Below are 13,310 nucleotides of genomic sequence, written 5' to 3' on the forward strand. Positions count from 1 at the left end.
CGCACCGGGGCTACGACTTCACGAAGGCCAGGAGGTCGGGGTTGAGGACCTCCGGATGGGTCGAGAGCATGCCGTGCGGGAGCCCTTCGTACGACTTCAGGGTGCCGTTGGCGAGGAGTTCGACCGACTTCGGCGCCGCGTCCGCGTAGGGCACGACCTGGTCGTCCGTTCCGTGCGCGACGAGGACGGGGACGTCGATCCGCTTGAGGTCGTCGGTGAAGTCGGTCTCCGAGAACGCCGCGATGCATTCGTAGTGGGCGTTGGCCGCGCCCGTCATCCCCTGGAGCCACCAGCGGTCGATCAGCCCCTGCGAGACCGTCGCGCCCTCCCGGTTGAAGCCGTAGAAGGGACCGGAGGGCACATCGATGTAGAACTGCGCGCGATTGGCTGCGAGGGCGGCGCGGAACTCGTCGAAGACCTCGAGCGGCAGGCCCTCCGGGTTGGTGTCGGACTTCACCATCACCGGCGGGACGGCGCTGACGAGTACGGCCTTGGCGACCCGGCCCGGCTCGGCGCGCGCCACGTAGCGCGCGACCTCGCCGCCGCCGGTGGAGTGCCCGATGTGCACCGCGCCCCGCAGGTCGAGGGCCTCGGTCAGCGCCGCGACGTCGGCGGCGTAGGTGTCCATGTCGTGGCCGGTCGAGGGCTGGTCCGAGCGCCCGTGGCCACGGCGGTCGTGGGCGATCACGCGATAGCCGTGGGAGAGGAAGAACAACATCTGGTTGTCCCAGTCGTCGGCACTGAGTGGCCAGCCGTGGTGGAAGACGATTGGCAGGCCGTCGCGCGGGCCCCAGTCCTTGTAGAAGATGTTCGTGCCGTCGGAGGTCGTGACCGTGCCCATGGCTGATCCTTCCGCGTAGGAGACTGATCCGCGCCAGCCACCTTACGCCGATAACCGGCATACCTCATTTTTCACTCATAATGACCAGATCTTGATGCAGTAGATGGACGAAGCGGATGGACGAAGCGGATGGCGGAGGAAGCAATGGCAGCGGGACCGCACCGGGTGGTCGTCCTCGTGTTCGACGGCATGAAGCTGCTCGACCTGTCCGGTCCGGCGGAGGTGTTCAGCGAGGCCAACCGGTTCGGGGCCGACTACCGGCTGAGCATCGTCTCGGCGGACGGTGCGCCGGTGCGCTCGTCCATCGGCATGCGGGTGCCGGCGGACTCGGACGCGCAGGCCGTCGCCGCCCACGACACGCTGGTCGTCGTGGGCGGCGACGCGTTGCCCGGCTCCCCCGTGGACCCCGCTCTCGGGGCGGCCGCGAAGGCCCTGGCGGAACGAGCGGGACGCATCGCCTCGGTGTGCACCGGCGCCTTCGTGCTCGGCGCCGCGGGCCTGCTGGAGGGCCGGCGGGCGACGACGCACTGGCAGCACACCGCGACGCTGGCCCGCCGGTGTCCGTCGACGCGGGTCGAGGCCGACGCGCTGTTCGTGAAGGACGGCAGCACGTACACGTCCGCCGGGGTGACCGCGGGCATCGATCTCGCCCTCGCCCTGCTGGAGGAGGACCACGGGCCCGGCCTGGCCCGCCAGGTCGCCCGCTCCCTGGTGGTATACATGCAGCGGGCCGGCGGCCAGTCGCAGTTCTCCGCCTCGCTCCAGGGCCCGGCTCCCCGCACGCCGGTGCTGCGGCTGGTCCAGGAGGCGGTGCAGGGCGATCCGACGGCGGACCACGGTCTGGAGGCGCTGGCGGCCCGCGTGCGGGTCAGCCCGCGGCATCTGACGCGCATGTTCCGGGCGGAGCTGGACACGACCCCGATGAAGTACGTGGAGCTGATCCGCTTCGACATGGCCAAGGCCCTGCTCGACGCCGGGCACAACGCCACGGAGGCCGCCACCCGATCGGGCTTCCCGAGCTACGAGAGTCTGCGCCGGGCCTTCGCCCGGCATCTGGGGCTGTCCCCCATCCGGTACCAGCAGCGCTTCGCCACCACGTCCCGGGAGTCGTGACGCGGGAGTCATGACCGCATCCGAGGGGTTCGTGGCCATCGGGCAGCGGACGCGGTCCGGCCGTCCGGCGCAGGGTGGGAACCGACACGACAGGCATCGTCCCGGGAGGACCACCATGACGGAGACCATCGCCGGAATCGACATCCCCGACAGCTCGCTGGCGCGGGAGGCGACCGAACTCGTCCGTGACACCACACCGCCGCTGATCTTCGACCACTCGCGGCGGGTCTACCTGTTCGGCAGTCTCCAGGCCGCCGCCCTGGGCCTGCGGCCGGATCCGGAGCTGCTGTACGTCGCCGCGCTCTTCCACGACACCGGCCTGGTGCCGCCCTACCGCGGCGACGACCAGCGCTTCGAGATGGACGGCGCGGACCAGGCACGGGCGTTCCTGCTGGCCCACGGCGTGCCGGAGGCCGACGCGGACACCGTGTGGGCGGCCGTCGCGCTGCACACCACCCCGGAGATCCCCTACAAGCTGGCGCCGGAGATCGCGGCGACCACCGCGGGCGTCGAGACGGACGTGCTCGGTCTGAACCTGGCCCGCATCACCCGGGCGGAGATCGACGCGGTCACCGCCGCCCACCCCCGCCCGGACTTCAAGAAGCAGATCCTCCAGGCGTTCACCGACGGCTTCGGGCACCGTCCGCAGACCACCTTCGGCACGGTGAACGCGGACGTCCTGGAGCACTTCGTGCCGGGCTTCCGGCGCACGGACTTCGTCGAGGTGATCGAGAACTCCGCCTGGCCGGAGTGACTCCTCGCGGGGCCGCTACGGCCTCGGGTTCCTGCGCGGGGAGAGGGTGGCGTTGGGGAGCACGGGCGCCGGGAGGCGGTCGCCGGGGTAGCCCTCGACCCGCCCGAAGCGCTCCGCCTCGTTCTCCCAGTCCGCCCGGGCCGCCACGATCTCGTCGTGGGTGCGTCCGACGAAGTTCCACCACATGACGATCTCCTCCGGGAAGGGGGGACCGCCCAGCACCACCAGCCGGGCGGATCCGGGTGCCCCGTTCGTCAGCGTGAGGGTCCTTCGTCCCGGTGCGGCGTACGCCAGTTCGGCGGGGCGCACGACCGTGCCGTCGAGGCGTACGTCGCCGCTGTCGACGAGGACGCCGTGCTCGAAGCCGGGGTCGACGTCGAGGGTCACGGTGGCGCCCGGGGCCAGGGTCACCTCGGCGCCGAGCAGGGGCGTGAAGGTGCCGACCGGCGAGGTGTCCCCCGCGAGCGAGCCGAGGAAGACGCGCGCCTCGCCGCCGTCCAGGGCCACCGGGGCGGGGACGTGGTGCTGGAAGGCCGGCGCGGTGTCGCGGTGCTCCGAGGGCAGCGCCACCCAGAGCTGGACGCCGTGCAGGACCGCGGTGTCCGGCGTGGACACCTCGGAGTGGCTGATGCCGTGACCGCCCGTCATGAGGTTCACCTCGCCCGGCCTGACGAGCGCGTGGCTGCCCACGCTGTCCCGGTGCTCGATCTCCCCGCTGAACAGCCAGCTGACCGTCTGGAGCCCGATGTGCGGGTGGGGGGCCACGTCCATGCCGCCGGACCGCGAGACCTCGTCGGGACCGTAGTGGTCGGCGAAGCACCAGGCTCCGATCAGCGTCCGGGCCCGCTGCGGCAGGGTGCGGCGCACCGTCATCGCGCGCGGTCCGCCGAGCGGGACGTCCCGCGCCGTCAGGATCTCCACACCGGCGGCGGGCGCCCCTTCCTCCCCTGCCCCGCACCTGACTTCGGCGGGGTGCGTCTCCGTGTTGCTCACCGCTCGGTCCTCCCACTCGCCCAGAAAGTTTTAGTTTCAACTTCTATGGTTCGATGATAGGACGTGGGAAACGCTGTCGCACGACGGAGGCACCCCTCATGACACAGACGCCTGTACGCACCGACGCAGGCAGCCCTGCAGGCACCGGCGAACGACGTGTGTTCGTCGACAAGCAGAGCCCGGAGGCCTACGCGGCGCTGCGTGCCACGGCGGAGGCGGTCCGGGGCGTCGCCGAGGCGGCCGGGCTCGACCGGAACCTCGTGGAACTGGTCAACATCCGCGTCTCCCAGCTCAACGCCTGTGCCTACTGCCTCAACGCGCACACCAGGGCGGCGCTGCGCGGCGGCGAGACCACCCAGCGGCTCGGCGTGCTGCCGGCCTGGCGCGACACCGAGCTGTTCTCGCCCCGGGAACGCGCCGCGCTGGCCCTCGCGGAGGCCACCACGCATCCCGCCGACGCGGGGGCGCAGAGCACCGCGTACGCCGAGGCGCGGGGTGTCCTGTCGGACGACGAGATCTCCGCCGTGATCTGGGTGGCGATCAGCATCAACGCCTTCAACCGGGTCTCCGTCCTGAGCAAGCATCCGGTGCGCGGCGCCCCGCACGCCTGACCGTCCTCGGTGCGGCGGCGCAGCGAGGGCGGCGGGCGCGGCGACATTCGTACAAGACCCGTGACCGGCACCGGGCGCACCCTTGCGGCATGAGTCAGTACGACGCCGATCTCTCGCACGGCATGCACGTGGTCCACGACGGCCCGCCGCAGGCGCCGCCCGTCCTGCTCATCCACGGTTCCGGCGCCTCGGGCGCGTCGTGGGGCCCGGTGGTCCCGGCGCTGGCCGAGCACCGTCGCGTCCTGCGCGTCGACCTGCCGGGCTGCGGCAAGTCGCCGCCCACCCCGTCGTACGACGTGCCGCAGCAGGCGGACCGGTTGGCGGCGCTCCTGGACGACCTCGGCCTGCGTTCCGTGACCGTGGCCGGTCATTCCAGCGGCGGCTACGTCGCCACGGCGCTGGCGGAGCGGCGTCCCGACCTGGTGGGCGGCCTCGCCCTGGTGAGCACGGGCCCGAGCCTGGACGCCCTCCTTCCGCAGCCGATGATCCTCCGGCTGCTGCTGGCCCCGCCCTTCGGCCCGCTCCTGTGGCCGCGGCGCACGGACGCGATGCTCCGCAAGGCGATCGCCGCGACGGCCGCCGGTCCCGTGGAGGTCCCGGCCGAGATGATCGACGACGTGCGGGACATCTCGTACCGCTCCTTCCGGACGGTGGCCCGCGGGAACACGGCCTACCTCGCCGAGCGCGGCGTGCCCGAACGTCTCGCCGCCCTCACCGTCCCGGTGCTGGTGCTCTTCGGCGCCGCCGACCCGCGCTGGGAGCCGTCGTCGGCGCACCGGTACGAGGCCGTGCCGAGCGCGCGGCTCGAGCTGCTGCCGGGCGTCGGGCACCTGCCGCCGCTGGAAGCGCCCGGGCCGACCGGCGAGTTGCTGCTCGGCTTCACCGCCCGGGACGCGGACCTCCCGGCCGTCGGCCCCGAGATCTAGACTGGCGGCGTGTTGTCCACCCAGACACCGGCCGACGCACCGGCCGACACCCCGACCGAGGCACCGCCGGACTGGTCGGTCGTGGACGTCGCGGTTCCGCGTCCCTCGGCCCGGCTCGCGGGGGTCCGCATGGCCGGGTTCAGTCAGCACGTGTCCGCCTTCGTGGACATGGCCATGGTGGCGCATCCGTCCGTCACCCTGCTCATCGACCTGAGCGACGGCGACGGCATCCTGCACAGCGCCCGGGGCCGGCACGGGCCCGGGCACGGCAGCTTCGTCGTCGGGCTCGCCCCGGGGGATCTCAGGGTGGCGGGCCGGGTGGGCGTGTGCCTGCAGATCCGGCTGGAACCGGCGGTGGCGGCCGCGGTGCTCGGCCCGTCGGCGGGGCTCGGCGGAAGGGTGGAGTCCTTCGAGGACGTCTGGGGCCGGGACGCGGAGCGGGTCCAGGACCGGCTGCGCGCCGCCGGGTCCTGGGACGAGCGGTTCGCGGTCGCCGCGGACATCCTGCGCCGCCGCACGGCGGACCGGCGTCCGGTCGATCCGGAGGTCGCCCACACCTGGCGGACGACGCTCGCGGGCCGGGGCCGCATACGGGTCGACGGTCTGGCCGAGGAGGTCGGCTGGAGCCGCAAGCGGCTCTCTGCCCGCTTCCACGCCCAGCTCGGCATCACGCCCAAGCGGGCCGCCCGGCTGGTGCGGTTCGACCACGCCGCCCATCTGCTCGCGGCCGGCCTGGCCCCGGCCTCGGTCGCCTTCGAGAGCGGCTACGTCGACCAGTCCCACCTGCACCGGGAGGTGAAGGCGTTCACCGGCCTCACTCCCACGGCCGTGGCCGGTGCGCCGTGGCTCGCGATCGACGACGTCGCCTGGCCGGGCTCGTCACCGGCGCGGCCCGTGAGCTCCACGGCGTCCGCGGGGTCCGCGGGGTCCGCCCCGCGCCGAATGGCACCGCCCGGCCGTGCGTGGAATCGTGGACGGACGGCATGGACGGATGCGCACTGACACGGAACGCGCACCGATCGGACGTCTTCCGAAGGAGGCACGCATGTCCTCGAAGCGACGCCGGAAGAAGAAGGCACGCCGCAATCACCCGGCCAACCACGGACGGCGGCCCCAGTCCTAGGGCGGGTGTTCGGTACGTCCCCCCGGCCCGCGATGCCGGGGGGACGTGGCCGTCAGTGGCCCGCGACCGTTCCGGACAGCTCGTTGGTGCCCTTCGGCAGGGTCACCGAGGTCTGCTTCCGGCCGGATTCGAGGTCGATGGCGTGCACGGCCTTCTTGCCCGGTTCGGACACGTAGGCGGTGTGGTCGCGGACGAACAGGGTGGGCCGGGCCTGCTGCCAGTCCAGGGGTTCCTGCCACTCCCCGACGGCGGGGATCTTCTTCTCGACGGTGCCCTTGTCCGGATCGATGACGTGAATGGCGCCGTCGGTCCCGAGGACGAGCGCCTCGCCGTGCGGTCCACGGGCGAGGGAGCGGAACGAGTAGCTGGTGCCCAGCTCGACCAGGCGCTGCTTCGCCGTCCCGGTGTCGATCAGGGAGATGCGGGTCGGCCGTTCCAGCTCGGCGTCCGGGTCGGTCTTGTAGTCGCCGAGGAGCACGGGGGACGCGTCGCTGCCCGCCTGGTTGCCGGTGCGGCCGTAGTCGTCGGGGGCGTCGACCTTGGTGAACCCGCCGTCCTTGTAGATCAGGACGCCGTCCTCGCAGCCCAGGGCGATCGCCTCGCCGCGGGCGGCCGCCTCGCCGTGGACGCCCGGGCAGTTCTCGCTGCGGGCGATCTCCTTGCCGTCCTTGTCCACCACGAGGGCGCCGGTGCGCTTCTCCTCGTCCCCGAGGGTGGTGAGGAGCCGGCCGTCGCTCAGCTCGATGGCGACGCCGTGGTGGGCCTCGGCCGATGAATAGGTACGCCCGTCCGGCTTCTCGCCGGTGCCCAGGTCGCCCGGCGCGAAGACGTTGACCTCACCGGTGCCGTCGGTGAAGAGCACGGTCTTGCCGGCGTGGCGGACGACGTGGCCGGGCTTCGCGCCCTTGTACTCGATGTCGGTGAGGGTCTGCCGGGTGGCGTTCAGCAGCCGGAAGCCGCTGTCGGTGGAGACGACCACGTGGTCCTTGTCTCCGGCGGGGTTGACTCGGTTGAAGCCGGGCAGGTCGACGGTCCTGGTGAGTTCGAGGCTCTTGCCGTCGAGGATGTACAGGCCGCCGTCGAAGGTGGCGACCAGGGGGTCCCGCACCGAGGCCGCGGGCGTCGCCGGCGGGGGGCTCCCGTCGCCCTTGGACGCGGCGTCCGACGACGAGGTGTCGCCGCCGCCGCACGCGGTGAGGACCGCGGACACCGCCAGGGCGAGCGCCGTCCCCGTGACGGCCCTGTTGCGTATCGACTGGTTCAACTGTGCGTTCCTTTCGGGCTGCCGACGGTCAGTCCGTCGGTCATGGCGGTGGTGTTGGCGCGCATCATCTGCAGGTAGGTGGCGGCGCCCTCGTTCTCGGCGGTGAGGGACTCGGAGTACAGCTCCACGACCCGTACGCCGTCACCGAGTTCGGTGCTCAGGACCTCGGCGAGCCGCCCCGGCCGGGAGGAGTCGGCGAAGACCGTCCGGACCCCGGCCCGCTCCATGGCCCGGGTGAGCGAGCGCAGGTCGGAGGAGCTGGGCGAGGCCAGCGTCGTGCCGCTGGGGATCACCGCGCCGATGACGCGGAAGCCGAAGCGGTCGGCGAGGTAGCCGAAGACGTGGTGGTTGGTCACCAGGTTGCGCCGGTCCTCGGGCACCCGGTCGAACGACTTCTCCATGAAGGCGGTGAGGTCGGTGAGTTGCTCGTCGTAGCGGGCGGCATTGGCCCGGATCGCGTCGTCGTCCACGCCCGTCACGTGCTCGCTCACGCGGTCGGCGATGAGTCCGGCGGCCGTCCGCACCCGGTCGGGGTCGGTCCAGAAGTGCGGGTCGGGCCGGCCCGACTCCCCCTCGGGTCCGCCGTCGTCACCGGCGTGGAAGGTGAGCGGGTCGACCGCCCTGCCGACCTCGAAGGTCGCCACTCCCGCCTCGCGGGCGGCGTCCACGTGGCGCAGGACGTTCTCCTCCAGGCCGAGTCCGTTGAAGACGACGAGGTCCGCGCGCTCCAGCTGGGCGGCCTGCACCGCCGACAGTCCGAACGAGTGCGGGTCCGCGTTGGGCTTCATCAGGACCGTGACCTCCGCCTGGTCGCCGACGACCTGGCGGGTGATGTCGCCCAGGATGTTGGTGGTCACGACGATGCGGGGTTGTTCGTCCGTGGCGGAGCAGGCCGTGGCGGTGGCGGCCGTGACCAGGGCGAGCAGCCCCACCAGGAGGCGACGCAGCCGTGCCACCCGGATCCGTGTGCGTACCGTCCCCCTCATCGGCCGGTCTCCGCCATCAGCCCCGGTGCGATGTCGAGGTCGAAGGAGCGCGCGACGCGCAGGGCGTCGTTGTAGTCGATCTCGTACACGCGTTTGCCGGTGCGGTCGTTGACGTAGGCGCGGCTGCGGTCGACCTCGACGACCGGTGCTCCCGCGCCGGCGGGTGTCTTCGCGGCTCCGGTCAGGAGGGGCTCGGTCCGGGCCGTGTGCCTGCCGGTGGCGATGTCGTAGCCGTGCAGTGCGCCGTCGGTCTCCAGGACGAGGAGCGGTGCGCCCTCCCCGGCGGTGTTGGCCGCGAGGACCGGTCCGGTCTTCACCCGGGTCCAGTCGCGGTCGGTGACGTCCAGGACCCACACGGCCCGCTCGCCTGCGGGTGCGGTCAGCGTGTCGCTGCCGGCCCGGTGGCGGAAGGCCGTGGCCCGTTCCTTCTCGGGCACGTCCTGTCCGTAGGGAATCCTCTCGGCCGTGAACGTCCCGTCCTCGGCGCTCACGAGCAGGGCCCCGTCGGCGCACCCGAGGACGACGCCGCGGCGGGTGACGGCGTCGCCGCTGGGCCGCTCGCACGTCGCGTCGGGCGAGGCGACCGGGCTGCCGGTGCGGTCGTACACGGTGACCTTCGCGGACTCGCCGTCCCCGGCGAGCGCGACCAGGTGCTCCTCGTACGGGACGACGGCGCCGGCGTGCACACCGTCGAGCGTCCGGGCGGGCCCGATCCCGCCCTTCTCCAGCGCCGTCCGGTCGTACAGCGTCGTCCGGCCCTCCGGGTCGGTCGCCGCGGTCACCGTGGCGTCGCTGCGGATCTCGGTGCCGCGGCCGCCCGGGAGGTCGCCGACGTCGCGTATCGCCGCCCGGTAGTAGTGCACGTGGTCCCCGTGGTCCACCGTCCAGGCACCGCCGTCGACCACGTGCGTGCCGCCGTCGGTGCGGAAGAAGCCGAAGCGGCCGTCCGTACTCAGCCCGTCGGCGCCGGTCACCGGCGCGCTCTCGTGCACCTTGCCGGTGACCAGGTCGAGCACCCGGCTCGCGCCGGTGCGGGGGTCGCCGAGGATCAGCCGGGACTGCTCCTCGGCCGCTTCCTGCGCTCCTTCGACGTAGCCGTGCGGGGTGGCGGACGGCTGGGTCGCCGCGGGCTTTCGCCCGCCGTCCGACTGCTCCGAGCAGCCCGTGGCGAGCAGTGCGGCGGTGAGGGCGAGTGCGGTCGGGAGCCGGCGAGTCGTGCTCTTGCGGAGGGTCGCTTCCATGTTTCTGCGGAGGGTCGCTTCCATCGCCTCGGATTCCTTCATTCGGCTGTCGGGAGGGGGGCGGCGGGGCGCGTACGGAGGTGCCGCAGGCCGGACGCCGTGTGGGAGAGGAAGAACAGGGCCACCGCGACGGCCGAGACGGTCGCACCGGCGGCGGTGCTCAGGTGCCAGGACAGGAGCAGCCCGCCGAACGTGGCGGTGGCGCCGAGGAGTGCCGCGAGGGCCATGACGCCGCGGACGCCGCGCGCCCAGGGCAGGGCCGCGGCCGGCGGGGCGATGAGCAGGCCGAGGACGAGCAGCGTGCCGACGATGTGGAAGGAGGCCACGATCGCGAGGCCCAGCAGGACGAGGAGCACCGCGTGCGCGAGCCGCGGGCGCAGTCCGAGGGTGTGGGCCTTGCGCGGGTCGAACGCGAGGGCGAGGAAGGCCCGGTGGCCGAGCACGGAGACGAGCAGCGCGACCATCAGTGCCCCGCCCAGCACGAGCAGGTCCTGTTCGCGGACGGCGAGGACGTCACCGAAGAGGATGCCGGTCAGGTCCACGGCGAAGGACTGCGAACGCGACACGATGATCACGCCGACCGAGAGCATGCCGACGAAGAGCAGGCCGATGCCGGTGTCCTGGGAGAGTCTCGGGGTGCGCCCGAGAACGGTGACGCCCGCGGCCATGACGGCTGCGCTCGCCACCGCTCCCAGCAGCAGGTTGCCGCCGAGCAGGGCGGCCAGCGCGACCCCGGGCAACAGCCCGTGGGACATGGCGTCGCCCAGGAAGGCCATCCCCCTGAGCACGACCCAGGTGCCGGCCAGGGCGCAGATGGCGGACACCAGGATGCCGCCCCACAAGGCTCTTTGCACAAACGTCACTTCGAACGGGGCCGTCAACCAATCCATGCGGAGGACACTACAATGAAAATCATGTTCAACAAATCCCGCCCCCCGTCCCCCACCGAACCCGGACGGACGTCACGAGCCCGTCTGACCAGGCTCTGCGCCGGCTACCCGGGGCGACCGGTCCTGAGGCAACTCACCTGCGAGATACCGGCGTTGGCCGTCACGGCGTTGGTCGGGCCGAACGGCAGCGGCAAGTCGACACTGCTCGGCGTGCTGGCCGGTGTGATCCGCCCGACATCGGGAGACCTGGACCGGGACGGCGAGCGGCCGCCCGCCTTCGTGCCGCAGCGCGGCGCCGTCGCGGACGCCCTGCCGCTGACCGTCCGGCAGACCGTGGAGATGGGGCGGTGGGCCGAGCGCGGACCGTGGCGCCGGCTGAACCGCGGGGACCGCCTGATCGTGGACTCGGCCCTGGACCGGCTCGGCATCGCAGACCTCGCCCCGCGTCAGCTCGGGGAGCTGTCGGGCGGACAGCGGCAGCGCGCCCTCGTCGCCCAGGGACTCGCCCAGCAGTCCGACCTGCTGCTCCTGGACGAACCGACCACCGGTCTCGACCCGGAGGCCAGGGAGCGCATCACCGCCCTCCTGACGGACCTGGTGGCCGACGGCGTGACGGTCGTCCACGCCACCCACGACCTGGAGGCGGCGCGCTCCGCCGATGCCTGTCTCCTGCTCCGCGCGGGCACCCTGGCGGGACACGGCCGCCCCGACCGGGTACTCACCACCTCGGCCCTGGCCGAGGTCTGGGCCGTTGCCGGACACGCGGGCCCTTGATAGGCAGGTGGTGTCGCGGAGGGTCCGGAGAGTCAGAAGGGTTCCGGCCCGCCCGAGCACCTCGTGACCCGACGGCCCGGAACCCACGCACCGGAGATGGCCCCATGAAGATCAACCTCACCAGCGTCTTCGTCGACGATCAGGCGCACGCGCTGCGCTTCTACACCGAGACGCTGGGCTTCCTGAAGAAGCACGACGTGCCGGTGGGGGCGGGTGAGGACCGGTGGCTGACCGTGGTCTCGCCCGAGGCCCCCGACGGGACCGAGCTGCTGCTCGAACCGTCCGGTCACCCTGCGGTGGAGCCGTACCGGACGGCGCTGGCCCAGGACGGCATCCCGGCCGCCTCCTTCGCCGTGGACGACGTACGGGCGGAGCACGACCGGCTGCGCTCGCTCGGGGTGCACTTCACCCAGGACCCGATGGAGATGGGCGCGGTCACCACGGCGGTCCTCGACGACACCTGCGGAAACCTGATCCAGATCATGCAGGTCCAGTAGCCGGTGGGGCCGCCCTGCCGCGCCTGTCGACTCGGCTCGCGCCGGCCGGCCTCACGCGCGGGGCGGGCGGAACTGGGGGCCGTAGTTGCCCCGGCCGCCCGGGATGCCGGTTTCCATCAGCTCCACGGCGGGGCCCTCCAGCCCGCGCATCGTCCGGACGGCCGAGCCCAGGGTGCGTGCGTCGCCGTGGGCCCAGGCCGCTTCGAGGGTGCCGAGCACCTTGGCGTAGGCGGTGTCGAAACGGTCGAGGAGGTCCCCGACCCGCTGCGAAGGGCCGGGCCAGCCACCGGCGGGAACCCGGGCCATGGGGCGCGCGTCGGGGAAGGGCACGGGGGCGCCGGTGAACCGCCAGCCGTCGTCCTCCCGGCGCAGTTGCCGTCCGTGGTAGATCTCGCCGAAGGCGTAGTAGTGGGCCGGATAGTCGTCGCCGAAGGCGTCCTCGGGGGAACTGGTGGTGCCCTCGCCCTGTTCCTTGATGATCTCGATCGCCCGCTCGACGCCGTCGAGGTCGGCCACGGGTTCCAGGACGTCGGAGCCGATGCGCTGGGACAACTGCCCGCCGGCCGACAGGGGCGGTGCCGCGGCCCGGAAGGCGCGCAGCAGGTCGTCGTAGAAGTGGCCGATGCCGGGCGAGTTGGTCACGCCGCGGGCCAGGGGGACCTCCGGGGCTTCGATGGCCATCATCACGTCGTGCACGAAGGGCCTGTTGAGGCCCGAGAGGTAGACGTCCACCTCCGCCCGCACGCCGCCGGGCAGCGGGCCGGGGTAGGCGAGGGCGGCGTCCGTGATCCGCGGCCGGCCGCCCACCGCCACCAGCACGTTGCAGACGACGCCCATGTGGTACATCTCGTCGCCGATGATGCGCCGGATCAGCCGTGCGACGTGGCTCGTGCGGTCGCCCACGGACCACCATCCGCACAGGTAGGGCGGGATGGTGGCCAGTTCGAGTGCGACGGCGACCTGAAGGGCCTCCCTGAGCCAGTCGACACCGCGCCCGCTCTCGGGGACCGCGAGGAGGCGCGCCACGGACCGGCAGCCCGGCGCGGCACCCTCCGGCCGCCCGGCCGCGAGGGCGGGAGCGGCGGCCGGGACGGGCGCGGCGGCCGCCACGACGGCCGACGCCATGAAGGTCCTTCGCCCGAACGGGGCACCCGTCCCCGACGCTTCCTCGTGCACACCAGTCACCCGTACTCCCTCCGCGAGCGGCGCCCGCATCCGACCGGGACGTCCGCATTCGTCCGACGGCTGGCGAAACTAGCAGCGGCGAGGTCGTTTCCCGGGCGGGCGGCACCGAGTG

General features: G+C 72.8%; 15 protein-coding genes. 8 read left to right on the forward strand and 7 right to left on the reverse strand.

All coding sequences use genetic code 11. The features are described 5' to 3' along the window. Window positions 1-10 precede the first annotated feature (10 nt). The gene (locus tag ACZ7MF_RS16600) at window positions 11-841 is read right to left on the reverse strand and encodes an alpha/beta fold hydrolase (RefSeq protein WP_471477522.1); all 831 of its coding nucleotides are present in this window, start codon (window positions 839-841) and stop codon (window positions 11-13) included. Between the two features lie 129 nt (window positions 842-970). Here ACZ7MF_RS16600 and ACZ7MF_RS16605 point away from each other — a divergent pair, with 129 nt between their 5' ends. Then, the gene (locus ACZ7MF_RS16605) at window positions 971-1,954 is read left to right on the forward strand and encodes a GlxA family transcriptional regulator (protein WP_471477523.1); all 984 of its coding nucleotides are present in this window, start codon (window positions 971-973) and stop codon (window positions 1,952-1,954) included. Window positions 1,955-2,069: 115 nt separating this feature from the next. Then, window positions 2,070-2,708, forward strand: coding sequence for an HD domain-containing protein (locus ACZ7MF_RS16610; RefSeq protein ID WP_471477524.1), 639 nt, complete (start codon window positions 2,070-2,072; stop codon window positions 2,706-2,708). Window positions 2,709-2,723: 15 nt separating this feature from the next. Here ACZ7MF_RS16610 and ACZ7MF_RS16615 read toward each other — a convergent pair whose 3' ends face one another. Next, entirely contained in the window at window positions 2,724-3,701 is a 978-nt protein-coding gene (locus tag ACZ7MF_RS16615; RefSeq protein ID WP_471477525.1) for a pirin family protein, read from the reverse strand. Between the two features lie 98 nt (window positions 3,702-3,799). On the opposite strand from ACZ7MF_RS16615, the gene ACZ7MF_RS16620 reads away from it, so the two are divergent. The 4 genes from ACZ7MF_RS16620 to ACZ7MF_RS16635 all read left to right on the forward strand — a co-directional run bounded on the left by ACZ7MF_RS16620 (window position 3,800) and on the right by ACZ7MF_RS16635 (window position 6,361). Further along, window positions 3,800-4,312 carry a carboxymuconolactone decarboxylase family protein gene (locus ACZ7MF_RS16620; protein ID WP_471477526.1) on the forward strand — a complete coding sequence of 171 codons (513 nt, stop codon included), beginning with the start codon at window positions 3,800-3,802 and terminating at the stop codon, window positions 4,310-4,312. An 89-nt stretch (window positions 4,313-4,401) separates the two neighbouring features. Beyond that, window positions 4,402-5,238, forward strand: a complete 837-nt coding sequence (locus tag ACZ7MF_RS16625; protein ID WP_471477527.1) for an alpha/beta fold hydrolase — start codon at window positions 4,402-4,404, stop codon at window positions 5,236-5,238. Between the two features lie 9 nt (window positions 5,239-5,247). Then, window positions 5,248-6,240: a helix-turn-helix domain-containing protein gene (locus ACZ7MF_RS16630; RefSeq protein WP_471477528.1), complete on the forward strand. Its 993-nt coding sequence runs from the start codon at window positions 5,248-5,250 to the stop codon at window positions 6,238-6,240. Between the two features lie 43 nt (window positions 6,241-6,283). Beyond that, window positions 6,284-6,361 carry a hypothetical protein gene (locus ACZ7MF_RS16635; protein WP_464863028.1) on the forward strand — a complete coding sequence of 26 codons (78 nt, stop codon included), beginning with the start codon at window positions 6,284-6,286 and terminating at the stop codon, window positions 6,359-6,361. A gap of 52 nt (window positions 6,362-6,413) precedes the next feature. Here ACZ7MF_RS16635 and aztD read toward each other — a convergent pair whose 3' ends face one another. From aztD to aztB, 4 genes are read right to left on the reverse strand one after another with little or no spacing between them, the layout of a single operon-like run. After that, window positions 6,414-7,625 carry a zinc metallochaperone AztD gene (gene aztD / locus ACZ7MF_RS16640; protein WP_471477529.1) on the reverse strand — a complete coding sequence of 404 codons (1,212 nt, stop codon included), beginning with the start codon at window positions 7,623-7,625 and terminating at the stop codon, window positions 6,414-6,416. Beyond that, entirely contained in the window at window positions 7,622-8,611 is a 990-nt protein-coding gene (gene aztC, locus ACZ7MF_RS16645; RefSeq protein WP_471477530.1) for a zinc ABC transporter substrate-binding protein AztC, read from the reverse strand. The genes aztD and aztC overlap by 4 nt, the downstream gene beginning before the upstream one ends. Continuing rightward, a complete protein-coding gene (locus tag ACZ7MF_RS16650) occupies window positions 8,608-9,852 on the reverse strand; it encodes a hypothetical protein (protein ID WP_471478851.1) in 1,245 nt (414 codons plus the stop codon). The genes aztC and ACZ7MF_RS16650 overlap by 4 nt, the downstream gene beginning before the upstream one ends. A 38-nt stretch (window positions 9,853-9,890) precedes the next feature. Next, window positions 9,891-10,742: a zinc ABC transporter permease AztB gene (aztB, locus tag ACZ7MF_RS16655; RefSeq protein ID WP_471477531.1), complete on the reverse strand. Its 852-nt coding sequence runs from the start codon at window positions 10,740-10,742 to the stop codon at window positions 9,891-9,893. 15 nt (window positions 10,743-10,757) lie between these two features. Here aztB and aztA point away from each other — a divergent pair, with 15 nt between their 5' ends. After that, entirely contained in the window at window positions 10,758-11,516 is a 759-nt protein-coding gene (aztA, locus tag ACZ7MF_RS16660) for a zinc ABC transporter ATP-binding protein AztA (RefSeq protein WP_471477532.1), read from the forward strand. A gap of 104 nt (window positions 11,517-11,620) precedes the next feature. Further along, a complete protein-coding gene (locus tag ACZ7MF_RS16665) occupies window positions 11,621-12,013 on the forward strand; it encodes a VOC family protein (RefSeq protein WP_471477533.1) in 393 nt (130 codons plus the stop codon). A gap of 51 nt (window positions 12,014-12,064) precedes the next feature. Here ACZ7MF_RS16665 and ACZ7MF_RS16670 read toward each other — a convergent pair whose 3' ends face one another. Then, entirely contained in the window at window positions 12,065-13,138 is a 1,074-nt protein-coding gene (locus ACZ7MF_RS16670) for a ferritin-like domain-containing protein (protein ID WP_471477534.1), read from the reverse strand. Between the last annotated feature and the right edge of the window lie 172 nt (window positions 13,139-13,310).

It is taken from the genome of Streptomyces sp. NPDC111628, from assembly GCF_055635195.1.